The sequence below is a fragment of the Actinomycetota bacterium genome, assembly GCA_030682655.1.
Classification (GTDB): domain Bacteria; phylum Actinomycetota; class Coriobacteriia; order Anaerosomatales; family JAUXNU01; genus JAUXNU01.
The window spans coordinates 21,199-45,770 of record JAUXNU010000205.1; the positions used below are offsets into that span (position 1 = coordinate 21,199).

24 protein-coding genes are annotated in these 24,572 nt (G+C 65.6%); 4 read left to right on the plus strand and 20 right to left on the minus strand.

From position 1 onward, the window contains the following. Positions 1–7 precede the first annotated feature (7 nt). The gene (mfd, locus tag Q8K99_13460) at positions 8–3,421 is read right to left on the minus strand and encodes a transcription-repair coupling factor (protein MDP2183558.1); all 3,414 of its coding nucleotides are present in this window, start codon (positions 3,419–3,421) and stop codon (positions 8–10) included. A 180-nt stretch (positions 3,422–3,601) separates the two neighbouring features. Between mfd and Q8K99_13465 the strand changes: the two genes are divergently transcribed. Next, positions 3,602–4,975: an MFS transporter gene (locus Q8K99_13465; GenBank protein MDP2183559.1), complete on the plus strand. Its 1,374-nt coding sequence runs from the start codon at positions 3,602–3,604 to the stop codon at positions 4,973–4,975. Then, the gene (gene nth, locus Q8K99_13470) at positions 4,972–5,658 is read left to right on the plus strand and encodes an endonuclease III (protein MDP2183560.1); all 687 of its coding nucleotides are present in this window, start codon (positions 4,972–4,974) and stop codon (positions 5,656–5,658) included. The genes Q8K99_13465 and nth overlap by 4 nt, the downstream gene beginning before the upstream one ends. Positions 5,659–5,696: 38 nt before the next feature. On the opposite strand, the gene Q8K99_13475 is transcribed toward nth, so the two are convergent. From Q8K99_13475 to Q8K99_13535, 13 genes are all read right to left on the minus strand, one after another. Continuing rightward, entirely contained in the window at positions 5,697–5,930 is a 234-nt protein-coding gene (locus tag Q8K99_13475) for a hypothetical protein (protein ID MDP2183561.1), read from the minus strand. Next, positions 5,923–6,504, minus strand: a complete 582-nt coding sequence (locus tag Q8K99_13480; GenBank protein ID MDP2183562.1) for a hypothetical protein — start codon at positions 6,502–6,504, stop codon at positions 5,923–5,925. The genes Q8K99_13475 and Q8K99_13480 overlap by 8 nt, the downstream gene beginning before the upstream one ends. A gap of 13 nt (positions 6,505–6,517) precedes the next feature. Beyond that, on the minus strand, positions 6,518–6,958 hold the full coding sequence (locus Q8K99_13485; GenBank protein ID MDP2183563.1) for a very short patch repair endonuclease: 441 nt from the start codon (positions 6,956–6,958) through the stop codon (positions 6,518–6,520). Positions 6,959–6,971: 13 nt separating this feature from the next. Beyond that, a complete protein-coding gene (locus Q8K99_13490; GenBank protein MDP2183564.1) occupies positions 6,972–8,105 on the minus strand; it encodes a DNA cytosine methyltransferase in 1,134 nt (377 codons plus the stop codon). 140 nt (positions 8,106–8,245) lie between these two features. Continuing rightward, entirely contained in the window at positions 8,246–8,983 is a 738-nt protein-coding gene (locus tag Q8K99_13495) for a polymer-forming cytoskeletal protein (protein MDP2183565.1), read from the minus strand. Between the two features lie 17 nt (positions 8,984–9,000). After that, positions 9,001–9,627 carry a YhbD family protein gene (locus Q8K99_13500; GenBank protein ID MDP2183566.1) on the minus strand — a complete coding sequence of 209 codons (627 nt, stop codon included), beginning with the start codon at positions 9,625–9,627 and terminating at the stop codon, positions 9,001–9,003. Positions 9,628–9,724: 97 nt separating this feature from the next. Then, a complete protein-coding gene (locus Q8K99_13505; protein ID MDP2183567.1) occupies positions 9,725–10,480 on the minus strand; it encodes a DUF554 domain-containing protein in 756 nt (251 codons plus the stop codon). A 1-nt stretch (position 10,481) separates the two neighbouring features. Continuing rightward, on the minus strand, positions 10,482–10,976 hold the full coding sequence (locus Q8K99_13510) for an NYN domain-containing protein (protein ID MDP2183568.1): 495 nt from the start codon (positions 10,974–10,976) through the stop codon (positions 10,482–10,484). 414 nt (positions 10,977–11,390) lie between these two features. Beyond that, complete coding sequence (locus tag Q8K99_13515; GenBank protein ID MDP2183569.1) at positions 11,391–11,795, minus strand: response regulator; 405 nt, start codon at positions 11,793–11,795, stop codon at positions 11,391–11,393. A 174-nt stretch (positions 11,796–11,969) separates the two neighbouring features. Continuing rightward, positions 11,970–12,284, minus strand: coding sequence for an Hpt domain-containing protein (locus tag Q8K99_13520; GenBank protein MDP2183570.1), 315 nt, complete (start codon positions 12,282–12,284; stop codon positions 11,970–11,972). Then, positions 12,266–16,507, minus strand: coding sequence for a response regulator (locus Q8K99_13525; GenBank protein MDP2183571.1), 4,242 nt, complete (start codon positions 16,505–16,507; stop codon positions 12,266–12,268). Before Q8K99_13525 ends, Q8K99_13520 begins: the two co-directional genes overlap by 19 nt. Before the next feature lie 203 nt (positions 16,508–16,710). Continuing rightward, positions 16,711–17,727 carry a low specificity L-threonine aldolase gene (locus Q8K99_13530; protein MDP2183572.1) on the minus strand — a complete coding sequence of 339 codons (1,017 nt, stop codon included), beginning with the start codon at positions 17,725–17,727 and terminating at the stop codon, positions 16,711–16,713. Between the two features lie 17 nt (positions 17,728–17,744). Beyond that, positions 17,745–18,800 (minus strand): pyridoxal-phosphate dependent enzyme, encoded by a 1,056-nt coding sequence (locus tag Q8K99_13535; protein MDP2183573.1) that lies wholly within the window; start codon positions 18,798–18,800, stop codon positions 17,745–17,747. 130 nt (positions 18,801–18,930) lie between these two features. On the opposite strand from Q8K99_13535, the gene Q8K99_13540 reads away from it, so the two are divergent. Then, entirely contained in the window at positions 18,931–19,206 is a 276-nt protein-coding gene (locus Q8K99_13540) for a UBP-type zinc finger domain-containing protein (protein MDP2183574.1), read from the plus strand. Between the two features lie 13 nt (positions 19,207–19,219). Here the strand turns inward: Q8K99_13540 and Q8K99_13545 are convergent, their stop codons facing one another. The 4 genes from Q8K99_13545 to Q8K99_13560 all read right to left on the minus strand — a co-directional run bounded on the left by Q8K99_13545 (position 19,220) and on the right by Q8K99_13560 (position 22,000). Continuing rightward, a complete protein-coding gene (locus Q8K99_13545; protein MDP2183575.1) occupies positions 19,220–19,741 on the minus strand; it encodes a hypothetical protein in 522 nt (173 codons plus the stop codon). Beyond that, entirely contained in the window at positions 19,741–21,264 is a 1,524-nt protein-coding gene (locus Q8K99_13550; GenBank protein MDP2183576.1) for a potassium transporter TrkG, read from the minus strand. The genes Q8K99_13545 and Q8K99_13550 overlap by 1 nt, the downstream gene beginning before the upstream one ends. Before the next feature lie 12 nt (positions 21,265–21,276). Further along, positions 21,277–21,405, minus strand: a complete 129-nt coding sequence (locus tag Q8K99_13555; protein ID MDP2183577.1) for a hypothetical protein — start codon at positions 21,403–21,405, stop codon at positions 21,277–21,279. Between the two features lie 91 nt (positions 21,406–21,496). Then, positions 21,497–22,000, minus strand: a complete 504-nt coding sequence (locus Q8K99_13560) for a hypothetical protein (GenBank protein MDP2183578.1) — start codon at positions 21,998–22,000, stop codon at positions 21,497–21,499. Between the two features lie 86 nt (positions 22,001–22,086). On the opposite strand from Q8K99_13560, the gene Q8K99_13565 reads away from it, so the two are divergent. After that, entirely contained in the window at positions 22,087–22,965 is an 879-nt protein-coding gene (locus tag Q8K99_13565) for a Gmad2 immunoglobulin-like domain-containing protein (GenBank protein MDP2183579.1), read from the plus strand. 3 nt (positions 22,966–22,968) lie between these two features. Here the strand turns inward: Q8K99_13565 and rsgA are convergent, their stop codons facing one another. Next, positions 22,969–24,042: a ribosome small subunit-dependent GTPase A gene (gene rsgA / locus Q8K99_13570; protein ID MDP2183580.1), complete on the minus strand. Its 1,074-nt coding sequence runs from the start codon at positions 24,040–24,042 to the stop codon at positions 22,969–22,971. A 59-nt stretch (positions 24,043–24,101) separates the two neighbouring features. Beyond that, complete coding sequence (locus tag Q8K99_13575; protein MDP2183581.1) at positions 24,102–24,560, minus strand: hypothetical protein; 459 nt, start codon at positions 24,558–24,560, stop codon at positions 24,102–24,104. Positions 24,561–24,572 lie beyond the last annotated feature (12 nt).

A 24,572-nucleotide genomic window follows, 5' to 3' on the forward strand; every position in this document is an offset into this window, starting at 1 on the left:
GGGATTCCTACTCGGAGCTGGCTCCGGTCAGTATAGCACCGAGAACATCGAGGGCGGCCCCCGTCACAGAAGCTCCATAGTCGAACGGAACGTGGAGTTTGTGCTCGCGCTCCAAGTAGACCGCACCGCGCGCCGCCAGACGTCCGCGGGCATCGTCGCCTAGCGCGATACCGCCGATCGTCAGGCGGCGTCTGGACACACTCACGCTGCCGGCGCGGGCCTCGGCGGCAAGCGCCCGGATGCGCGCGATATCGACGAGGTTGCGGGCGGGCTCAGGCGCCGCGCCGAACCGTTCGGACATCTCCGCCGCGATTCGGGCGACGCCCTCGGGCGTGACGGCACCGGCGAGCCGACGGTAGATGCGCACGCGTTCGTCGACCGCGGATACGTACTCCTCGGGCAGGAAGGCGGGAACGGGCAGGTCGACGCGGATGTCCGGGTGCGCCGACAGCGGCTCGCCGCGCACTTCGGCCACTGCCTCGCGCAGCATCTCGGCGTAGAGGTCGAAGCCGACGGCGCTCATGTTGCCGTGCTGCTCCGCGCCAAGGAGAGATCCCGCGCCCCGGATCTCGAGGTCGCGCATGGCCACCTTGATGCCGCTACCGAGGTCGGTATGCTCGCGGATCGCCGTGAGCCGCTCGACTGCCTGCTCGGTCAGGGACTGGCCGCGCGGGAACATGAAGTACGCGAACGCCCGGACGTGGCTGCGGCCGACGCGACCTTTGAGCTGGTAGAGCTGGGCGAGCCCCAGCCGTTGGCTGTCCTCGATGATGAGCGTGTTGGTGTGCGGGTTGTCGATGCCTGACTCGACGATCGTGGTCGAAACGAGCACGTCGTAGCGGTTGGCCGAGAACGACTCCATCACGCGCTCGAGCTGGTGCTCGGACATCTGCCCGTGCGCCACACCGACACGCGCCTCCGGTGCGGCCTCGAGCACGCGCGCCGCGGCCTCGTCGATGGACTTGACCCGGTTGGACACGAAGTAGACCTGCCCGCCACGTTCGAGTTCGCGGCGGATCGCTCCCGACACGACGTCGGCGTCGTACTCGCCCATGTGTACCTGGACCGGGAAGCGGTTCGGTGGAGGCGTGTCGATAACGCTCATGTCGCGCACGCCCGACAGCGACATCTGGAGGGTGCGCGGGATGGGCGTCGCGGAGAGCGTGAGCACGTCGACCTGTTCGCGGAGGTTCTTGAGATGCTCCTTGTGCCCGACGCCGAAACGCTGCTCCTCGTCCACGACCACGAGACCGAGATCGCGCGGAGCGACATCGGCCGACAGTAGGCGGTGCGTGCCGATGAGCACGTCGACCGTGCCCTCCGCAAACCCCTTCAGCGCTGCCTTCTGTTGCGATGCGGTGCGAAAGCGCGACAGGACCTCGACGCGCAAGGCGAACGGTGCGAACCGGTCCGAGAAGGTTGTGAAGTGCTGCTGCGCGAGGATGGTCGTGGGGCACAACACCATGACCTGCGCCCCCTCCTGGACGGCCTTGAATACCGCCCGGATGGCAACCTCGGTCTTGCCGTAGCCCACGTCGCCGCAGATCAGCCGGTCCATCGGCTTGTCCGACTCCATGTCCGCCTTCACATCGGCGATCGCCGCAAGCTGGTCGGGGGTCTCCTCGAAGGGGAAAGCCGCCTCCATCTCGAGCTGCCAGGGCGTGTCCGAGGAAAACGCCCGCCCCTCCACTGCCGCGCGTCTCGCGTACAGGTCGACGAGGTCGAATGCGAGCTTGCGGGCGGCCTTTCGCGCCTTGGTGGTCGCCCGCGACCAGTCCGCGGTGTTGAGCCGCGTAACGCGCGGCGCGGAGCCGTCGGGGCCGACATACTTGGTCACGCGGTCGATCTGGTCGACGGGCACGTACAGCCTGTCGCCCTTGGCGTACTCCAGAACAAGGTAGTCCCGCTCTGAGCCAAGGACCTCCTTGCGCTGCATCTCGTGGAAGAGCCCGATGCCGTGCGTGGCGTGCACGACGTAGTCCCCGGGCACGAACCCGAAGGTCAGCTGCGTTGGATCGATGTCGCGCGCCGCACGCCTGGTGCGGGCCGAGCGCGGGTAGATGTCGTCAATGCTCACGACGGCCAGCCGCGCATCCGGCACGACGAAGCCCGCCGGCACGTCCGCCGAGGAAACGTTCACGACCCGCGGCGCGAGTCGAGTGGCACCCGACGCGGACTCCCCGGCACGCTCGGCAACAGTGAACCCGGCAGCGACGAGCAGGTCCGAGATGCGCCGGCGGGTGCGGCGCTCGGGCACTGCGAGCACGACCGCGTAGTCGATATCGAGCAGCGAGCGTAGCCCCGCCATGAAGCGGTCTTCGCCGCCGGCGACCTCGGGGCGACGCGCGACAAGCTCCGCGTCGACGGTGCCGCCCGCGCGCAGCAGCGACAGCATCGTGAGGCGCTGCCGGCCGCCCAGGTCGAGCCTGGCGGCCGGAACGAGCAGCCCGTCCGCATCGGCGTCGGCAGCCTTCGCCGCCAGCGACAGCTCCTCGTGGCGCCGGGTCGCGTCATCCATGAGCGAGCGGGGCTCGGCGACCACGATGAGCGTCTCGGGCGAAAGGTAGTCGGTCAGGTTGCCGGGCTGCTCGTAGAGCGCGCCTAGATAGCGCTCAACTCCGTTGAAGTAGACACCTGACTCGATGAGCTCCAGGTGATGGGCGATCTCCGGGTCGTCTAGGCGCGCTCGCAGCGCCCGCCGTGCGCGACTCGCGGCACGCGAGCCAAGCGCCACCTCTCGACAGCCGAAGACCTCGACACGCCCGGCGTCGCCGATCGTCTGCCCCGTTGACGGGACGTAGCGCCGGAGCGTCTCGATCTCGTCGCCGAACAGCTCGGCCCGCACCGGATGCGTGCCGTCCGACGGGAACACGTCTAGAATGCCGCCGCGAACCGCGAACTGCCCCCGGTCCTCGGCCACCTCAACGCGCTCGTAGCCCATCCGGCTCAGAGTCGCCGCGACCTCGTCGAGATCGAGCGTCACTCCCACCTCGAGCGAGAGCGGGTCAAAGACGTGCGAGCCGTGCGGGGGCAGCGCGCGCACGAGCGAGCGAGCAGACGCCACCACGACCGCCAGGCGGCCCGAGCTCAACGAGTGCAGAGCGCGGGCGCGCCGGCCCACCGCCCCGAGGACGGGTGTTTCGTCGCTCCAGGGCATGTCGCGACGCTCGGGGAAACGCATGACCTCGCCCGGGGCAAGGTAGGTCGCGAGCTGGCGCGCGTAGCGTTCGGCCGCCTCCTCGCCGGCGAGAACGACCAGCGTAGGCCGCGGGCGGGCCACGAACAGCGCGGCCGTCAGCAGCGGGCGAATGATACCCGGCGCGGCAAGCGTGCAGTCCCGCCCCTCGACGACGGCCTCCGAGACGCTCGCGAAAGCACGCGCCGCTCCCAGCGATGCGGCGAGTTGATCGGTGAGCGACACGCGGCGACCTCCTTGGCATGACTTATGCAGCACGACAGCCCGCGGCGGACGTACCGGCGCGGGGCTCAGTTACCCTATCCCCGCACGACAGGACGGTCAAGCGCGCCTGTCGCGAGCAGCCATTCCGGAGTAGACTGGCTTCTCGCACGGCGTCGAAACAAGATCGCAAGGGAGCAATGCATGGCCGAGGAGAACGGGGCCGAACGGACCAGTCTCGAAACCTGCGAAGCCGACGTCGAGGCGCCACGCCCGATCGTCGTCCGACGCACCAGGACGTTCGAGTCCTTCGGCCACCGCGACTTCTCGCTGTTCTGGGGCGGCTCGCTGCTTTCGAACATGGGGTCGTGGATGCAGACGGCGGCGCTCGGCCTTGTCGTGTGGTCGTTCCGCAGCTCCGAACTCGATCTGGGAATCGTCAACTTCATGACCGGTATCCCCGTCCTGGTGCTCGCGCTGCCGGCGGGACTCCTTGCCGATCGCGTAGACCGGCGCAAGCTGCTGATGGCGGTCCAGGCCGTCCTTCTCGTGCAGGCGACCGCCCTTGGCGTGCTCTTCCACACCGGGCACCTCTCGTCGCGCACCCCCGTGCTCTCGCTGGTGTACGTCTCGGCTCTCGGACTCGTCGGCGGCATCGCTTCGGCGCTCACGTTCCCGGCGTGGCAGTCGCTGCTGCCAGACCTCGTGCCCCGAAAATCGCTGCTGAACGCCATCGCGCTGAACTCCGCGCAGTTCCAGGGCGCCCGGCTCCTCGGCCCACTGGCAGCGGGCGGAATACTGCTGTTGGGAGCCGACTACGGACAGGTCTTCTACGTCAACGCGGCGAGCTTCCTGTTCGTCATCGGCGCACTGTGGTTCATCCGGCCACACCCGTCCAACGACGGGCTTCCCGGCTCGCGGGCCCATACTCACGCACGTGTCGCAGACGGTCACCGCGAGGGTCCGTGGGCCACGCTCACGGCGGGGATGCGGTACGCGCGCGCGAACCGCACGGTCGGCACGCTCATCATCACGACGGCCGTGATGACCGTCTTCGGCATGCCTTTCCTGATGCTGCTGCCGGCCATCGCGGACAAGGTCCTCGGGCACCCGGAGGTCGGCTACACCTACCTCATGTCGGCCAACGGTGCCGGTGCCCTCGTCGGGGCGCTCGTCGTCGCAAGCCTTCCGCACACCGTGAAGCGAGAGCGCCTCATCCCGCTCGTGCTCGCTGGCATGGCTGTCTTGCTCATCGCGCTCGGCTTGTCTCGCTCTTTCTGGCTCAGCATGGTGCTCTCCGTCTTCGCGGGAGCCGCATTCCTGGGCACGAACTCGCTCACCAACACGACCATCCAGGCAGCGGCACCGGGACATCTGCGCGGGCGCGTGATGGCGCTCTTCGTCATGTCGTTCATGGGCATCATGCCGATCTCCGCCATCATCTTCGGCGCCATCGGCAAAGCGATCGGGCCCGCGAATGCGGTGCTCGTCGGCGCGGTGGTTCTCCTTGGCTGGGCGCTCGTGCTGATAGCGCGACCGTCGCTGCTCGGGCCGGCCGGTGAAGCGGGGCTGGCGTGAGCGCCGTCGCGAAGCGAGAGAGCGCCGGACGGCGCCGGGAGAGGGCCGCCGAGATCGTCGCGCTGCTGGCCCGGGAGTATCCGCGCGCGCACATCATGCTCACGTTTGAGAGCGACTTCCAGCTGCTCGTGGCAGTCATCCTGTCGGCCCAGACGACCGACATCACCGTGAACAAGGTCACGCCTGCGCTCTTCGCCGCATTCCCGACGGCGAATGCGCTCGCCGCGGCCTCGGTCGAAGAGGTCGAGGCCCTCGTGAAGCCGACCGGCTTCTACCACAACAAAGCCGCCAACATCATGAAGGCAGCCCAGCGGATCGTAGCCGAGTTCGATGGCGTGGTCCCGGACGCGATGGAGGGGCTCACGAGCCTACCCGGCGTGGCGCGCAAGACCGCCAACATCGTGCTCTACAACGCCTTCGGCAAGGCCGAGGGCGTGGCCGTCGACACTCACGTCAAGCGGCTATCGCAACGCCTGGGCTTCTCGGCGCAGACCGATCCGGAGAAGATCGAGCGCGATCTGGCGGCGCTCTTTCCCGCCGAGGAGTGGGGTACGCTCACGTACCGCCTCATCGACCACGGACGGGCGATCTGCGACGCCAAGCGCCCGGTATGCGGAGCCTGCGTCGTGAGCGAGCTGTGCCCGGGCGCGTTCGACGTGAAAGGGTGGCGCGAGAGCGTCTAGCTCTGCGCCACCCCTGCGTTGTGTGAACGGAATGTAGGTCAGTCTCGAGGTGGCCACAAACGGGTCATGCGTGGGTATTCCGCATCAACCTCGCGGTACAGCAACAGATGACTCGGCAGCTGCGTGAGTTGCCAGTCATCAGGACACGGAAGCGCTCTGACTGCGAGCACGAGCAGTTCCCTGACGGTCATGTCGTTGCTGGGGACGAGCACGACCTTTGCGGCCCCATAATCATTCTGAGCAACTTCGTACGCCCCGCGATCATCATCCATGCACCCCATACGGTTCCCCTGGAAGCGCACCCAGTACGGGGCTTGCTTGGCAAATCAGCCGCAAGAGCTCCAAGACGTCGTACTGGCCAGCGGGGACGCCGTCGCAACGGTATTCGGGATCGAGGGGGTACTGGACGTGCCAGTGTGTGTCCGCGAGACCCGTCCCATCCCTGCGCCTGCCTGGATCATTCGGGCCGAAGCCCTTGCTGTTCCAGTTGGGCTTGTAGCGCTTGATCATGTGCGCCTCGGGCTTGAACGGGTCCCATGTGTTGGCGAAGTGCAGGCATCGGAAGTCCACTTCTTCGGGGGCTATTCCCACTCGCCCATGCAGCTGCCTCCAGTGCTTGCGCAATCTGACTCGCGCGGAGTCGTCCGCCTTGCCAACATAGACAAGCGCTCCTTGGTAGTGAAGACCATAGACGCCAGGTCTCTCGCCGACATCGGCCAGATGGCCTTCGTCAAGTGCCACTGGAACAAGTCGTTCGAAATCGGCACACATTTGCTCGAACAACGGTGTCGATATGTCGAACTCGAACAGTCCGCATCCCTCAGAGAACCTATCGGTCAGCGCCATGGCGCGTCTCCCCTCAGACTCCGTTGGCTCGGCGCGAGCCGCGTACTGCATCTTCGACCACACTAGCCGCGACCGAAGGATCCGCTTCGACGTCCGTCGCCCAGAATCTGAGGACAGTCCATCCTTCTGATCTCAGGTGTTCGTTCACCTCTCGGTCCCTCTGCACGTTCCTGCGAATCTTGCCGCACCAGAAATCGGTGTGTGTCGGGAACATGGCCTCCAGGTTCGGCAGCCCGCGTCGGACGTGCTCGTTCCCGTGCCACATGTCGCCGTCGACAAACACCGCAATCCGATACTTCCTGATCACCAAGTCGGGGCGGCCGACTACATCCTTGGCCTGCAGCCGGTAGCGGACACCCCTGGCGTGAAGCTCGCGGCGCAAGGCGAGTTCCGCCTTCGTGTCCTTGCTCTTCACTGCGGCCATCACTCGCGAGGTTGTCGCTGTGTCTCGCATTGCAGCCACGAACTCACAGGCCAGCGCTGGCGCGCATATGCCTACCTACCGCAGCCGCAAGTTCGACCGGAACAGCGTTCCCAATCTGCCTCATGGCATGAGACCGCGCGCCCACGAACTCGTAGTTGTCGGGGAAGGTCTGGATCCGAGCCGCCTCACGAACCGTCATGTAGCGCAGGCGCCCATCTGAGTATCGAATCATGGCCTCGCCCCCGCACACCCCATGTACGCCCGCTTTGATCGTCTTCGAGGGACGGTCGATCTCGGAACCCGTATGACCGGCGTACGATCGTGCACCCGGAATCCCAACATGACTGGACGCGCTGGGTGACTCGACGCCGTCCACAGGCTCAGGGAGCCCACTGATCGCATCCCGCACTGTGCGCCAGGGCAACTGTGCACTGGTAGTCACGCTACGCGTCGCGGCGCGGGCACTTGCGGGTGCTCCAGCGGGAAGAGCCAGACCATGGCGCTCCCAATACAGCCCGGACACCCACTGGTCGTTCAACAAGACCGCCTCAGAATGCGTAGCAAGGAGTGGTGGTATTGGCACGTCGGATAGATCAGCACGAATTGCCATTAGGAACACGCGATTCCTCAGCTGGGGAACACCGAAGTCGGCCGCATTGAGCAGCTGTCGTGTGACGTAGTAGCGCTCGCCCGAGTTCCCGGCCCTCCTGCGCGCCAACCTGTCTCGATGCCGGTGCCAGTCCTCGTCGTCCCCTGGAGCGCAGAGGGGGTCATGAAGCTGCGCCTCGACGTATTCAAAGTATGGAAAGAAGCCACTCCGCAACAGTCCAGCGACATTCTCAAAGAGCACCAACTTCGGCCGGAGATCACGGACCAACGCCAGCGCCGCCGGAAACATGTTTCTCGGGTCATTCATCCCGGCATGGACGCCGCCGAGGGAGAACGGCTGACATGGCGGTCCGCCAGCCACCAGATCAAGCTCTCCATGACCGAGTTCAGATCTGAAATCAAAGTCCCGCACATCCGCCAAGTGGACCGCAGTCACCTTCCACGGCGGAACGGAGCCGTTTCTTGCTTGCCAGAGGGCGGCATTGTGCCCGAGAGTCGCGCATGCCTTTGGCTCGAACTCGACCAGCGCGGCATGCTCAAACCCGGCGGCATGAAGACCTAGTGCCATTCCCCCGGCGCCAGCAAATAGCTCAAGTGACCGTGGGCGCGCAATCGTCTGCGGAGCCGCAGCCGCATTCTCTTGAATCGTCCTGATTCTCATGGTGCCATCGTAAACCAAAGTCCTGACACGGGCCGAACCCCAAACGCTTACGACACGAAGTCGATCTTGCGCGATGCCTTCACGACCACGCCGGGAGTTGTGATGATCTCGCTGGTGTACTCCACGAGGTCGATGTCGCAACCTTCCCCGATTTGCACCCGACCGCCACGCACGACCTTGGCCACGGTGCTCTCGAGGTAGATCTCGTCGCCCTCGATGGTCTCGACGGTCAGTCTCTTGTCGGTCGAGAAGGTGAAGATCGCCGACAGCGCGCTGAAGCCCCTGGGCAACCGGACTGTGATCCGTTCGCCGCCGATTTCCCGGGCACTCGACGCTCCATGGACGCGCATGTCAACGACCCCCGCATTGAGCAGGCCACCTATCTTGAACGCTCCCTCACCGTCGAATACCTCGGCCTCAAGATCATTGCCCACTCTCATGTCACCGCGCAGCTCGACCTCCCTGGCCGCCAGCCCACCATCGATCGCGAGGCGGCCCTTGACCTTGAGAATGCCGATACCGGCACCGCCGTGCACGGTCGAGTCGCCGTTCACGGTCATCTCACCCGCATGCACTTCACGCTTGAAGCTTGCCGATCCGTTCACAATCACAGTCTCGGCCTTCACGGCACCATCGATGTCGCCAGCGCCGTTGACGCGCAGGGTCGAGCAGTCCACGTCCCCGTGCACCGTGCCCGCACCGTTGATCGTCACCGCCCCGAATGCGCCGCCCGAAAGTGATCCGTCCCCGTTGATCTTCATGTCTGATCTCTCCGTCTTACCCATCACTCGCTCCTCCACTGCTATCTGGCCCTCACGGCCAGTTCCTCAACGCTGCCAGACAGCGTCACCCTCGCGACCTCGCGTGCGCCGCTCTCAGTCCTGAGTTCGGCCGAGCTCGAAACCAACAGACACACGCACACGCCCATCTTCCGCAGCACCACAAGATCGCACTCGCGCCCCTCGAACGCCGCGTAGCCCTCCTCGATGGCCTGCAGGACCGAAGGCCCTTCGCCGACCGTGATCTCCCCCGCCTTCAGCAGTCCGTCCAGGACGTACCCGCCAAGGAGATCGCCGTACACCATCTCCTCGGACTCAGGATGCGCCTCACGCCACAGCGTGACCGCCGTCTCCGAGAGGACTCCGCGCTCCAGGACGTCGGCCACCTTCATGACCCCGGAGCCCAAGTCCGGCGTGACGGCCTCGGCGATGTCGTCGAGCGACAGATCGTCGCCCTGCATTCCTTGGATACGCTCGATCCGTACGAGGATCTTGTCCCGGGGGAAGAAGGTCTCCTGGCCCGTGAAGGTCGACTTGCGGATGAACCAGTCCTCCGGAATCAGGTTCTTGCGTTTCCAACGGTAGAGCTGACCGTAGGAGATGCCGGCTACCTGGAGCAGCTCCTTCTTCGATATCAGATCCGAGCTCACGTCGAGCACCTCCTTCGGCTCATGCTTGCGTAACATAACACTGTTCTGCACCGCAAGTCAATCAAGAGCGCCTCTCGCCCGTTGTGCCTGAAGGACCCTAGCCGAAGATCCCGGCGGCGACGGCGCCGATGATGATCGAGGGCAGCATATTGCCGACGGGAAGACGCTTGATGTCGGTCAAGTCGAGCCCGATGCACAAGATGAGCGCACCTCCGGTGGCCTGGATGGCATGGATGACCACCTCGGTCATGTACGGCTGGAGCGCGCCGGCGCCAAGAGCGATGCCGCCCTGGATCACGAGCACCGGCAACGCCGACAGCCCCACGCCGGCGCCGAGCGCGGCGGCCAGCGCGATGGCGGCGAACCCGTCGAGCAGCGACTTCAAGTAGAGCAGAGATGGGTCCCCGAGACCGTCCTGTATGGAGCCGAGCACGGTCATGGCGCCAACGCAGAAGAGAAGCGACGCGGTCACGAAGCCCTCTACGAGCGTGTGGCCCTTCTCGCCGGGCTGCTCGGCCTTGCCGGGCGAGAGGAAAGGCATCGCGCCCACCTTCTGCTGGAGCCAGTGACCGAGCTCCTCGAGCCAGTACTCGATGCGAAGCGCCTCGCCAAGGAGAGAGCCGACCACGAGCGCCCCGACGAGCACGAGCCCCGCGTATGCGCCCAGCTCGCTCTCCCCCATCGCGTTGAGGCCGCCGATGCTCATCGAAGCACCGACGATGATGACGGACAGCCCGATGGCCTTGAAGGCGATCGAGCGGAAGCGCTCGGTGATGAGCCGGCCGAAAGTCAGGCCCAGCGCGGTCCCCACGAGAACCGCAAGCACGTTGACGATGACGCCTGAGCCCGGCATCTCACTCCTTGTCTTCGGGAAGCCACAGCTTCTTGAGTTCCTCGGTGACGCGATTCGCCCCGGCAGGCAAGCCGACAGCTCTCGCAGGATACCGCGCAGAGCGTCGGCGTGCACGGGCCGGCCGCGCGCCTTCGTAGAGCGCCTCTCGCGGGCGCACCTCCGCCCCCGGGCATGCATGCGTGGCGACGCGCTCGGCCAGCTCGCGATCGGAACTCACCAGGCACACCGGCTGCTGCGCTTCCCCGGCGAGCTGCGCCAGCACGTCGTCGGCACTGCGGTCGCGCGAGAAACGCACGCGCACCGTGCCATGGCTGGCCGACGACAAGCCCGCTCCGCCCTCGCCGTCGAACACGACCACGATCTCTCCTTGGCCAAGGAGGTCCGCTCCCCGCACGGCAAGACGAGCCAACAGCCCGTCACGCTGCTCCTCAAGCGAGAGCGACCGCGTCGCCGGGTCGCCCTTGGTGATGTTGTAGCCGTCGATTAGGAACAGCAACGTGCGGACCTGCTCTCACGTGGCGGTCAGGGACGCTGTCGCAGTGCACGAGGGTCCGCGATGGTGGTCACTCTCGGTCGCAGGCAAGTTCAACTCCCCGGACAACCGCTCGCAACTCGCAACGTGCCAACTGGTCCTCCTCTTCGCACGATCCTTGACAGGCGAGCTCGATTCTACTCCAGTCGTGTGACGGACAGCCCCGCGCCAAGCCTGCCGCCCGGGCGGTGCGGGCCCCGATTGAGGGGTAGACACTCCTCAGGTGCACTCGTCCCCCTGGAGGTCTCCGTGCGTGAGCCGACCGGCGCGCCAGAACCGACCGCCTCGGTCGAACCCGTCGCGCTCGACAGACTCGGGCTCGAGCTGGAGTTCCTGTGGGACGGCCTCAATCTGCGTCTGCGATCTGTGCGGAGCGGTCTACCGGGTGGCACGAAGGCCCTGATGCCTGCTCTCACGCACGTGCCGCGCCACCTCGGAACGCAGGTCGGCAATACTGAACGGCTTGGTCACGTAGCCTGAAGCGCCCAGACTGGCGGCCTTCGCCTTGTCGGCGGCACCGCGCAGTGCACTGACAAACACGATCGGGATGTCCCGCGTGGCCTCGTCGCGGCGCAGCGTTTCGCAGAAGAGCCAGCCGTCGATGCCGGGCATCATGATGTCGAGCAGTATGACGTCCGGCATCTGCTCCGTGATCGCACTCATCCCCTCGAAGACGTTGTTGGCGACAGCCACTTCAAGACCATCCAAGGTCAGCGCCATGCTGATCAGGCTGGTTATCTCAGGCTCGTCGTCGATCGTGAGCACCAAGGGTATGTGCGACATCGGTCTTTTCCTTCTCTTTCGTCGAACCCGTCATCCAGGCCGCTTCATCTCGAGAGCCCGCCGGGGACGCGTCCGTGCGATCTGGCCAGCGTTGGGCCGGGAAGGGACGCTTCTCGGCCAGCCGCGATCAGACGCGTCCTCCGGGGAAGACTCGGTCGAAACCTGTGGATTCCATCAGCTCTCATCTACGAACCGCACATCGATTCTCGCCAGGTAGTCCTCCAGCTCTTGCGCGAGTCTCCAGACCGCCGCGGTATCACCCACAACCGCTGCGGTCTCGATCTGACCGCCGAGATCCGTGAGGGCATCAAAGCCATAACCTCCGCCCGATCCCCGCATCTTGTGTCCCACGGTCTGCGCGTCCTCGATGTGCCCGTCGTCAAGAGCCTCGCGGATACGGACCACGTCCTCGCGACGACGCTCCAGATAGCGCGGGATGAGCCCCTCCAACCCGGAATCAATGCAGACTGTTATGCGCTGGCCTTCCACCGGTTTCCCTCCTTCTCGAATCCCTCGATCGCCTCGAGCAGAACCTTCTTGCGAATCGGCTTGGCAAGATGTGCATCGCATCCTGCGGCGAGGCACTTCTCGACTTCCTCACTCAGTGCATAGGCGGTCAGTGCCACGATCGGCATATGTACGCCATCGAGCGGGCGTTCGCGCTCGCGGATGAGCCGGGCTGCCTCGTAGCCGTCCATGATCGGCATCTGCATGTCCATGAACACGAGATCGAACACCTGTCCCGACTCGACTAGGTCAAGCGCTTCGCGACCGTTCTCGGCGAACGTCACGCGGTGCGGCGTCGCGCCCAGGCAAGACTCCAGCAGGAAGCGATTGTCCTCGGAGTCCTCGGCGACGAGGATCTCGAGCGGCGCGATGTCCTTCGCGGGCCGGAGCTTCGTCTCGTCCGCACGATTCCGCGCCGAGACACCATGGGTTGACCGGCGGGGGCCGGGCAGCCCGCGCTCCCACGTACCGCCGAGGGCGTCGGCCAACGCCTGCCGCAGTTCGTTCCTGCGAACCGGCTTCTGAAGGTTGTCCACGAGTCCCAGGCGCTTCCCGCGCTCACCATCGCGCGAGTGCATATCCGAGGACAGCATGATCACCGGCAGGTCGCGGAAGGTCGAGGTCGCACGCAGCTCCTCAAGGAACGCGAAGCCGTCCATCCGGGGCATCTGGTAGTCAAGAACGATCGCATCCCAGGTCTCGCCCGCCTTGGCAGCCCGGCGCACCTGCTCCAGGCCGTCTGCACCGTCGCTTGCCTCCCCGACAAGCACTCCCCACGTAGACAGTGTCTCGCGCAGGATGAGCCTGTTCGTGGCGTTGTCGTCGACAACCAGAATGCGGGCACCCTCGCGCAGGTCGGGAGGCGCGTTGACGGCGCTCATCGGCGCTTCGGCTACCTCGAGCTTCACGGTGAACGTGAAGGTCGTGCCCTTGCCGGGGCGGCTCGCGATCTCTATCGTGCCGCCCATCACCTCGACGAGGCGTCGCGAGATCGTCAGGCCGAGGCCCGTGCCACCATACTTGCGTGTCGTGGAGGAGTCGGCCTGCGTGAAGCTCTCAAACACCGCACCTAGCTTGTCTTCGGCTATGCCGATTCCCGTGTCGGTCACCGAGAACTTGAGAGCGCCGGGGTCATCCGACAACGGGTCCTGCTCCACGGCCACGTATACATGCCCGCTCTCGGTGAACTTGACCGCATTGCCAAGGAGATTCAGCAGCACTTGACGAAGCCGGTCCGGATCACCGACGACCCATTCCGGAGTCCCCGGCTTGACGCGATATAGGACCTCGAGGCCCTTCTCGGCGGCCTTCATGCCGACGACCGACGAGGCGCCCTCCACCATGTCGTAGAGATCGAACGGAACAGGGTCAAGATCGAGCCGATTCGCCTCGATCTTGGAGAGGTCCAGAATCGAGTTGATGAGGATAAGCAACGACTCTCCAGCCGACTCGAAGATGTCGATGTAGCGTGCCTGCGCCTTCGTAAGCTCCGTCTCACGCAACAGCTCTGCCATCCCGATGATCGCGTTCATCGGCGTGCGGATCTCGTGACTCATCGTGGCCAGGAAATCGCTCTTCGCTCTGTTCGCTGTCTCCGCCGAGAGCTTCGCCTCTTCGAGAGCTGCCTGCGCTTCTTTGACCTGCGTGACGTCCTGCTGGATTCCGACGTAGCCCGTGATGCGGCCATCGATCCCCCGCATCGGCGAAATAGTGAGCGCGGCCCAGAAGCGACTCTCGTCGGCGCGCTTGTTGATGACCTCGCCGCGCCAGATCTTCCCGGCCGCTACGGTCGTCCACAGGTCCTCGTAGACCTCCTGAGGCGTCTCGCCCGACTTCAGGATTCGTGGGTTCTTCCCGCGCAGCTCCGCCGTGGAGTAGCCGGTCAACCGTCCGAACTTGGGATTGGCGTACCGGATGTCGCCGTCCGGGTCGGTGATGATGACGCCCACGGGGCTTTGCTCGATCGCCAGAGACAGCTGCTTGACCTTGGCCTCGGCCGCCACCCGGCGGCGAGCCGCGGCGATGACGTCGGCTACGATGCGCAGGACCATTATGTTGTCGAGCGACCACTCCTTCGTGCTGCGGATGGAGTCGAACCCGAGGAACCCGACGGTACGACCTACGACGACCATCGGAACGACCAGCAACGATTGGACCCCGGCTGCCTGGAGGGCCTCTCGCTCGCAGCCGGGGAGGCCCGTGTCTGCGGCCACATCCGGAACGTGCACGTCGTATCCGTTCATGAGATTGCCGGCAAGGTGAGAGTACTTGCTCACGGGCACGCGTCGCATGAAGGACTTCCTGGACGAAATCCCCTCGTCGCACCATTCGAAGACGTTCGACATGGTCTCGCCGTCTTCGGCGAAGTCGAAAAGGTAGGCGCGATCGACGCCGGCATATGTTCCGATCCCGGTCAGGGCGCTTTCGACAAGCTCACCGATGCTCGCTTCGTTGGCATCCACGAAGGCCATCGTGGTCTCCGCGATGAGCTGGCTGAACAGCGCGTGCGCCTCCGTCTCCTGTTGCGCGCTCACGCTTGCGGTCACATCCCGGGCGAAGATGATCAGTGCGTCCTTGCCGTCGTACTCGTACGCGAGCGCCTTCGCCTCGACATCGATCTCGCGACCTTCGGCATGGCGAAAATGGCAGCTCTGCGGCTCGGGGACGGCACTCTCGTAGCACTCGCGAAGCATACCGGCGAGCACGTCCGGCTCGATGACGGCAAGATCCGCAAGCGGAACGCCGCTCAGCGATCCACCCTCGCGACCGAGCCATGTGCATGTATAGGGACTCGCCGACAGGATGAGTCCTTCGTGTGCATCCACGACAAGAATCGCCTCGGGGGCGTTCTCGAACATCGTCCGGAAACTACGCTCCGACAGGGACACGCGGGCAGCCATGGTGCGCGTGATCTGCACGACGACGTACAGGCCGAGAATCAAGCTGCTGATCGCGAATGAAAGCAGAATGCCGAGTAGCCGGTAAAGCGACCGCGACGCGTCCACGGTAGCTGCGTCCATATCCGCGCCCACGAATGTGACCGTGGTGTCGAAACCAGCGTCCTCGATGGGAGCAAACGCCGTGTACCACGTCTTGCCGTCCGCCTCCAGCGGCCCGAGCAGGTGCGGGTTGCCGTCGGCGAGCACCGCGTGTTGTTCCTTCGCGATCCCGGAGAGAATCGCGCTGATCGAGCCGATATCCGGGCCATCGACCGACGCGTAGGCAACCTCGACCACGCGGCCGTCCTCCAGCCGAACGACACGAAGATCCGTCAGGCTTTCGGAGGCGAGGAGCAGGTGGTTGAGGTGGTCTTCGATTGTGATTGCGTGAGACTGGACCGCTCTCGTCGCTGCAGGCGCATCCTCAGCCCCGTACTCCGGTGCGATCGCCGAGGCGGCCATGCGCGCCTGCGCCCGAAGTGAATCGAGCAGCTTGCGCTCGCCCTCCTGACCCATGATGTCGGTGACCGCCCAGCCGAGGACTAGCATGAGTGCGAGCGAGAGTCCGAGTATGCGGCGGGCGATACGGTCGTAGCGCTCGTCGACCACCGTGGAGCTCTGGCCGAACCGCAAGGCGTAGCCTCCGAGCCCGACCATGAGGAACAGTGCGAATGCGGACCGTGCCGCGACAAGCCAGGCGAAGGCCTCCATGTCGCCCGGCAAACGCATGAGTGCGCAGGCAGCGACGCAAGTACCCATGTATCCCACCAGGCTGACCGCTACGTGGATAGTGGTCGCCTGTTGCTTGGCCGTCTCATCTCGCGTCGTCTGAACGAGTTCACGGGCGACAAACAGGGCTGCGCCCAGCAGCATGAAGTTGCCCACTTCGCGGCCGAAACCGAGAAGACCCGCACCGGGAATGAGACCGACAGCGATCGCCGCAACGAGCCACCGGACGCCGACACGTCGTGCGCCGGCACGTTGCCGCTCGGAGGACAGCCCGAACTCCATGAGAGCCGCAAACGCGGCAGCCGCGGCAAGAATGTCCAACCAGAGGATCCACGGGTTCGAAACGAAGGGCTCCGCAAGCGCTACATACCACTGGTCGACCGTTCTGAGTACCGCAAACGCAGCGAGCCACAGCCACTGGAAGCGCTTGTTGCCGGCCTGGCGCAACGCCACTCCGTGCGTGGCGATGATGAGCAGCGCCACGCCGCCCAGGAAAGCGATGTAGTCGACATAGTCGAGTGGGAAGACCCGGCCCATGGGGTACCTCACACCTTCGACAGACCGTTCATCCTCGACAAAAGGTCTGCGGTGCCCTTCGTGCACCTAATGAGTCCATCGGGCTGGCGAAGACCAAGGGTTAGCAGACGGCGACGAACGGCACGTACACGCCACCGGTCGCATGACGTGGCCCGCAGGTCGGAGTCGGTTTCAGAGGCGTGACGACCACCCCTGCGCACGCCCTAGAGAGCGCCCAGGAGACTGTCGACGTCTTCCTCGGTGGTGTCCCAGGACGTGACCCAGCGCACCTCACCGCGCGCTTCATCCCAGGTGTAGAAGCGATAGGCCTCCTGGGAGCGGGCAAGCTGCTCGCCACCCAGCAGTGCGAATACCTCGTTCGCGTCAACGCTTTGGGTGATCTCGATGCCCCTGTCGCGCGCACCGTGAGCCAGACGGGCCGCCATCGCATTTGCGTGCACCGCGCACTCGCGCCACAGATCGCCCTGGAGCATCGCCACAAACTGCGCCGCAACGAAACGCATCTTCGACGGAAGCTGCGCGGACTGCTTGCGCACATACTTCGCAGCTGCAGTTCGAGCAGCCCCGAAGTGAACGACCGCCTCCCCCATCAGCATGCCGTTCTTGGTGCCACCGAAGGACAACACGTCCACACTGGCGCCCGCCGTGATCTCCCCGAGGCTGCAGCCGAGCGAGACTGCTGCGTTCGCGAGCCGGGCGCCGTCGACGTGAAGCACCATGCCGTGCGCGTGAGCCAAGTCGGCGAGGGCACGGGTCTCCTCGGGCGTGTAGACGGTTCCGAACTCGCTGGCCTGCGAGATGGAGATCACGCGCGGCTGGGCGTGGTGCTCGAAGTCGAATCCGGTCAGATGGGGTCGCACGAGGTCCGGAGTCAGCTTGCCGTCGGGCGTGGCGACCGGTACGAGTTTGACGCCCGCGATGTGCTCGGGAGCAGCACACTCGTCGACGTTGATGTGCGCCGTCTCCGGGCAGATCACGGACTGGTACGGCGTGGCCACACTCGCGAGCGAAACCACGTTGGCTCCGGTGCCGTTGAACACCAGGTGCACGTCGATATCGTCACCCAGGTGAGAGCGGAACAGCTCGACCGCGCGGGCGGTGAGTACATCGTCGCCGTACGCCGGAACGTGACCCGTGTTCGCCTCGGCGATCGCGGCGAGAACCGCCGGGTGCACCCCGGCGTGGTTGTCAGAGCCGAATCCCCTGCGCGTGTCTGACATCTGCGATTCCTCCTGTCCTAGCCGAAGAGCCGGTCGCACTCGGCGATGTAGTCTTGCAGCCGCTGCGGGAGCGTGTCTGCCGGACCCGGCTCGGGCAATGCAGCGGAGTTGTAGGTGTTCCAGAACAGCACGCTGGACCCTCCGAGTTCGCCGCGCGACGCATCGGCCGTCAGCGCGGCGAAGGCCTTGCCCGTGTACGTCGTCTCGAGCCTATGTCCCGCCTGCCCCATGTCGGCGACCGCCTGCATCGTCTCGGGAGTCACGACTCCGTATCCTGGTTCGCACCAGTCATCCCGTAGCGTCAGGCTCAGGTCCCCGAAAGCGAGAGCCGGGAAGTCCGCGTCCGCCTCCCGGAGCAGCGCGACCGTCTCCTCGGCTATTGTGCGGGCGAACGCCACATTGGCGACCTCGGACGGCGTCACGCGAATGGCCTGTATCGTTACGCGGTTCCAGCCGACTGCCGCACACCCGATCGCCAGTCCGACGGCGGTGCCGAGCGTGCCGCCCGCAACGTAGATGGTGCCCGGTTCGGCCATCTCATCCGCCACCTCGAATGCAGCGTTCACGTAGCCGGCCGCACCGAGCGCGTTCGTACCGCCCATCGGGATCACGAGCGGCTCCACGCCGTTGGCCGCCTCGAGCGCTCGCTTGACCCTCACAGCCTCCCGCGCGCCGTCCCAGCCCTCCACCAGGTGGATCCGTGTCCCGAGCCCGGCGTGCGCCAGCAGCGTCGCGCGAGCGTACGGGGTCGGCGCCTGAGGCGAGAGCACGACATGCGGCTCGAGACCGACCGCTCGGGCATGGACCGCGGTCGCAAGCGCGTGGTTCGACCCGTAGGCGCCGAATGTAATGACGGCCCTGCGCTCCTCGGCTAGCGCTTTGCCAAGGAGAAACTCGAGCTTTCGGACCTTGTTCCCGCCGTACGCGCGCGACGTGAGGTCATCTCGCTTGATCCAGAGCTCGCCGACTGAGAGCGCGGACTCGATGGTCTCGAGCGGAGTCGGCAGGTCGCAAAGTGCGACACGCGACAGCCCATCGATGCCGGGGAAGCGCTCGACAAGCGAGATGGTCACAGGATCTCCGATCATACGGGGCGCACACGGAGGTCATCGTACCTCAACGTTTCCCCGGACACGCGGCGATGTGCCCGGTGACATGTCGGGTAGATACTCCACGACCCCCCGCGTCGAGAGGAGCCCGCGCATGGCGACGTGCGACCACTGCGACAACGTCGATCTGACTCTCCCCGCGGCGGTTCACGTCTGCGAGGGCTGCGTCACCTCCGGCGACACCTGGGTGCAGCTGCGCGTGTGCAAGACATGCGGGTACGTGGGATGCTGCGACTCCTCGGCAAACCAACACGCCCGGGGCCACTACCACACGGCGGAGCACCCGATCATGGGCCCGGCCGATGGGGGCGGATGGCTGTGGTGCTACCCGGACGACAGCTACATCGACAACGACGGCAATCTCGTCTGACCACACAGGGCCGCTAGCCGGGGCGCCGCTCCCGCAACACGCGCCACAGCCTGTACTCCACCAGTCCCAGCAGCAGGCCAACGAGTCCCACCGGAAGCTTCCAAAGCTGCGGCTCGTGCGTGCGTCTGAAGCCGGGCTCGAGAAGCTCGATCGAGTCAGCGTGGACATCGAACTCACCACCGTGCGTGATGCACGAGACGTTCACGGTGCCGCGCACCCTCACGATGTCCCCCGTGTGAACGTGATCGCCGTATACGCCGACGGTCTCGGCCTGCTCGTTGGTGAGCCATACGCCAACGCCAACGCCTCCGCCAAGGACGTTCACCCACCTGTGGTCGGCGCCGGCCCGCAAGGACTCGCCGATCGCCTCTCCCTCGATGGTGACTGGCGTGCCGTCGAGCGCGCGGTCGATCGCGATGAGTTGTGCGGGGCTCATGGCGTTCGCATCGGCGGCAACCGCCAACGGAGTCGTCACGGACAGGACTCCGCTGAATACCAGGATCGCGAACAGGAAGCGTGTCCGTCTGGAGGTCATCACGAGGCACGCGCCCTCACGCGCCGCGGCAGAACGGCCAGCACGATCTGCGCCACGAGAGCGAGCACGGCGATGAACTCAAGGCGACCTGCCCACATCTGCACCATGTATACCAGCTTGAGCCCGAGGGGCATGGCCGACGACGTGATGCCGGTCGACAGGCCCACGTTGGCCGTAGCCGAGATCGATTCAAAGAGCGCCTCACCGGCGCCGTAGCCGTAGGCCGCGCCGATGAGCCCGCCGGAGACGTACGTGATGGCGTACATGATCACGACGATCGCCGCCACGGTGGTCATCTCAGGCGTTAGGAACCGCTCCCCGAGGTGGTGGTACCGCGTTGTTATCACTGCGCTCCTGGGGGCAAGCGAGCGCTTGACCTGCAGCACCACCGCCTTCATCACGGTACCGATGCGCAGGGCCTTGATCCCTCCCGCCGTGGATGACGCCGCGCCTCCAGCGGCCATGGCCAGCAGGATCGCCGCGAATGCGGGGCCGCCGTAGTCGGCCATCCACTGGTTCACGTATATGGTCTGGTGCCCCGTCCCCGTGTGTGCGGAGATGATGTGGTAGGCGCCCTTTCTCACGGCGGCGAAGGAGTCAGGAAACGCCTCTGTTGCGGCAAAGCCGATGGCCGTCAGAGCGGACAGCAAGAGGATGTTCACGGCCAGCACGCGCGTCTCGATGTTGCGCCACAGCTCCAGCCGGTCCCCGCGCCAGACCTGCGCATGCAGGTTGAAGTTCATAGTGCCGGCGATCATCAGAAAGACACTGACGATCTCGAATGCGTAGCTGTGGTAGTACATGGCGTTCATCGACTGCGGCCCGAACCCGCCCGTGTCATAGGCGGCCACCGAAATCCAGAAGGCGTGGAGGAACCCCCGGCCCGGATCCATACCCAAGTAGCTGTTGACGCCAAAGAGGGCCATGGTGCCGAGACCCACATACACCGCGGTCACGAACCAGATGAAGCGCGTGGTGTAGAGCACGTTCGGCAGGATCCGCTCGTCCCGCCCTTCAGCTTCGTAGAGAGAGAACGCTCCGCCACGCATGCCTACCGCCAAGGACAAGGCCGCGACGACGATGCCCTGCCCGCCGATGAGGTGTGTAAGGTGACGCCACATGTTGTGCGCAAGCGCCATGTGATCCAGATCGACGACGACCGTCAGTCCCGATGTGGTCAGCCCTGAGACAGCGTCGAAGGCCGCGTCGATATAGGACAGGTAGTTGCCGGACATCGCGAGCGGGACCGCCGCCACAGCGGAAGCGGCCATCCACCCGAGCGCGGTGAGTACGAGCGCATGCCCGCGGGTAACCCGCGTCTCACGCGTCTGGGTCAGCGCCAGCGCCCCGCCAACGGCGACCGAGACGCCCATTCCCACGAGATAGTCGAGGGCCGCATCCCATTCACGAAACAGGAGCGCAGTCACGAGGGGAACGACCATCACGAGGCCGATGCCCACCACGAACACCCCGACGAAGTGCAGGACTACCCTCGTGTCGGCCAATCGAGTCCGCATCCACATGGCCGCAGACCCCTAGAGGATTCGAACGAGGACGGCGACAAGAACCGCAACCGCCAGGAAGAACCCCGCGAACGCGACGAGTTCGATGGCGAGCCCACCGAGCCAGTGCTTGAAAGGGCTTTGGAGACGATGTACCTGCATGGACCGCCCATCTGACGCCGAGGGGTCGGGGCCTGCCCGGCCTCTCACAGGATAGACGTGCAGCCAAGGAGGAACAACCCGGAGCCGGATGCTACGGCAGCGGGGTCTCGTCGTCGGGACTCTTGCCAGCTCCGCGCACGATCACGAAGACCCCCAGGACCACCAAGCCGGCGCCAAGGATGAACGGGAACACGTCTTCAACGTTCCCGAACGACTCTGCCAGACCCACAAGAAGCAGGATGCTTCCCGGGATGAGGGGCCACCACGACCCCCGGGGGCCACGTCTGGTGAACACACGGTCGATGATCCAGATGAGAAGGAAGCCGGCACCAAGGCCGATCACGACAGGCTCGCTGAGGGCACCCGCGATCGACGTCTCCTCGGCCAGCAGACCTGCCCCCAGGCCGAGAAGGATGCATCCGGGAATGAGAAGCCCGTACGCCCGGTAGATGAAGTGCGCGGTCAGGAACGCCGCTCCGAGCGACAGCAGCACGACCGAGCCGCCGACCTGCTCGAAGAACTGCATCGCAAGGAACGCCAGACCCAGTGCGATCAGCACGAGCCCTCCTGTGAGAGAACCACGCTTCTCGTGCATGGGCTCCTCCTTGCGCTGCCAGATGAGGTACGTGCAACACCGCGAGCGGTTGTATGATGTCATGGTACCCGAGGCAGGAGGAACCGATGCGCGCCAACCGGCTAGTCATGGTGATCGGCGTGGCACTGATTGTTGCCTGCTTGTTCCTCGCGGGTTGTTCGGAGAAGACCCCGGTGCGAGGTGTGTCAACCGATCCGGAGCCGCCAGCTGAGTCCACGTCAACGGAGATCCCTCATGGTGGCGACACCGTCGATGTTCTGGTCTACTTCTCGCGCGATGAGGTGATCGCGGCTTCGACGCGGGCGGTCCCGCGCACGACCGCGATGGCTCGTGTGGCCCTCGAACAGCTGCTCCAGGGCGCGAACACGGCAGAGAGCGACATCGGGATGACCTCGGCCATCCCGGCGGGAACGAGACTGCTGGGAGTGACGGTCAGTGGCGGCCTGGCAACAGTGAACCTCTCGCGCGAGTTCACATCGGGAGGCGGCTCGCTGTCGATGCAGCTACGCGCGGCGCAGGTGGTCTACACGCTCACCCAGTTCCCGACCGTGGAGACTGTGGCCTTCGAGGTCGAAGACAAGCCGGTGCAAACACTCGGCGGAGAGGGGCTGGAGGTCGGGCCCTCGGTAGGCCGGGCTGACTTCGAGAACGTCACGCCGGCGATCCTCGTCGAGAGCCCCACGCCGGGCGCGAGGGTGTCGAGCCCGCTGCGCCTGACCGGGACGGCGAACGTCTTCGAGGCCATGTTCGTGGTGACTGTGACCGCACCGGGCGGCGAGATCGTGACCGAGCAGGCCGTGCAGACCACGTCGGGAACGGGCACGCGCGGGACATTCGACGAGCCGGTGGAGTTCGACATCGCCAGCGACGGGGCGGGGACGGTCATAGTCTACGAACCCTCTCCCAAGGACGGTGCGCCCACGAACATGGTCAGGCTCCCCGTCACGCTCGTCACCGCTCCGTAGCGGCTAGTCGCGACCGCGCTTGGTCCGGCCGCGCTTCGTTTGTGCCTCGCTCTTGCGTGCGCGCGCCTCACGATGGACCGCGAGCTGGTCGAGCTCGTCCCGCAGACGGTGATAGCTCTCCAGACGCAGCCCGTGCAGGTCTCCGCCGTCGACTGCGGCCGTGACCGCGCAACCGGGCTCGGTGACGTGGGTGCAGTCCCTGAACCGGCACTCCTCGGCCAGTCGCGCGATATCGGAGAAGGCAGCGGCAAGACCCTGCTCGGAGTCCCAAAGCGCAAGAGCGCGCATGCCCGGCGTGTCGACAAGCACTCCCGACCCGGGCATGAGCACGATCTCCCGGGCGACGGTCGTGTGGCGGCCCTTCCCGTCGGCCACCCGGACTTCCGCAGTCGCCTGGACGTCCTTGCCGACCATCGCGTTCACCAGCGTCGATTTCCCGACGCCTGACGCGCCGAGGAGCGCGATCGTCGCGTCGCCGTCGGCGTATGCCATCAGCGCGTCGACACCCTCGCGCGTCACACCGCTCACGACGTGCACGTCCACACCGTGAGCGATAGCGCGCACAGCCTCGCGGGCAGGTCCCGCATCGCGGCACAGGTCGGCCTTCGTGAGCACCACGACAGGGCGGGCGCCGCTTTCCCACGACAGGACCAGCTCACGCTCGAGCCGCCTGAGATTCGGCCCGTCCGGAACGAGCGATTGCACGATGAAGACCGCGTCGATGTTGGCGGCGACCACCTGTTCCTCGGCTTGCCCACCAGGATCCTTGCGCGTGAACGCCGAGGAGCGCGGCAGTATCGCCTCGATGAGAGGCAAGTCATGGCCGGGGGGCCGCGCAATCGCGACCCAGTCCCCGACTACGACTCTGCTCCCGGCACCGGTGGTGCGCATGAGGTGAACTGCCACCTCGACCCGCTCGGTCCCGGAATCGGACGTCACCAGCGGCATTCCGCGATCGACGCGCACCACGCGAGCCGGGAAGAACCCGTCGTCCCGCATGGAACCGAACAGGTCCTCGACCCGCTGGCTGTAGCCCAGGCGCGCTAGCGTGTCGCGCATGTCACCCGCGCCGGTCATCGGCCTCCGTATCGCCCTGTGCTCATCACGCGAAGAAGCGTAGCACGCTTCGGGCACGGCTACCTCACGGTCACGACGCGCGCAAGTTCCTCAGCGTCCACGAAGAACGGACGGTCAGGACTCGTCTCCTTCGCTTCCATGTCGAAGTCGAATTCGCCCTTCTCGCCCCGGTCGGCGTGGACGGCCACGATCACGGATGCGGCGTCCGTGTCGAACGGGACTTCGAGCGAAGTGGTCTCGCCCTTCTCCACGCCCGCCAGTCCGACGCGCTCACCAGGCATGCCGTCCTCGTCGATGTGCACGACGATCCAGGCATCCTCCGGTGCCACGACGCGATCGATGGTCAGGGAGGTCGCTCCCGGCTGCCCAGCCGCAAGCTCAAGCTTCGCATTCTCCGCGGAAGCTACGTAGCCCCACACGCCCATCTCGGTGCCTTCGTCCGCCTCATCTGCCGAGGAGCAGGCAACGAGACCCACTGCTGCAAGCGCCAGAAGGGCCAGCAGCGCGATCCTCCTCATGCTGTTCATCTT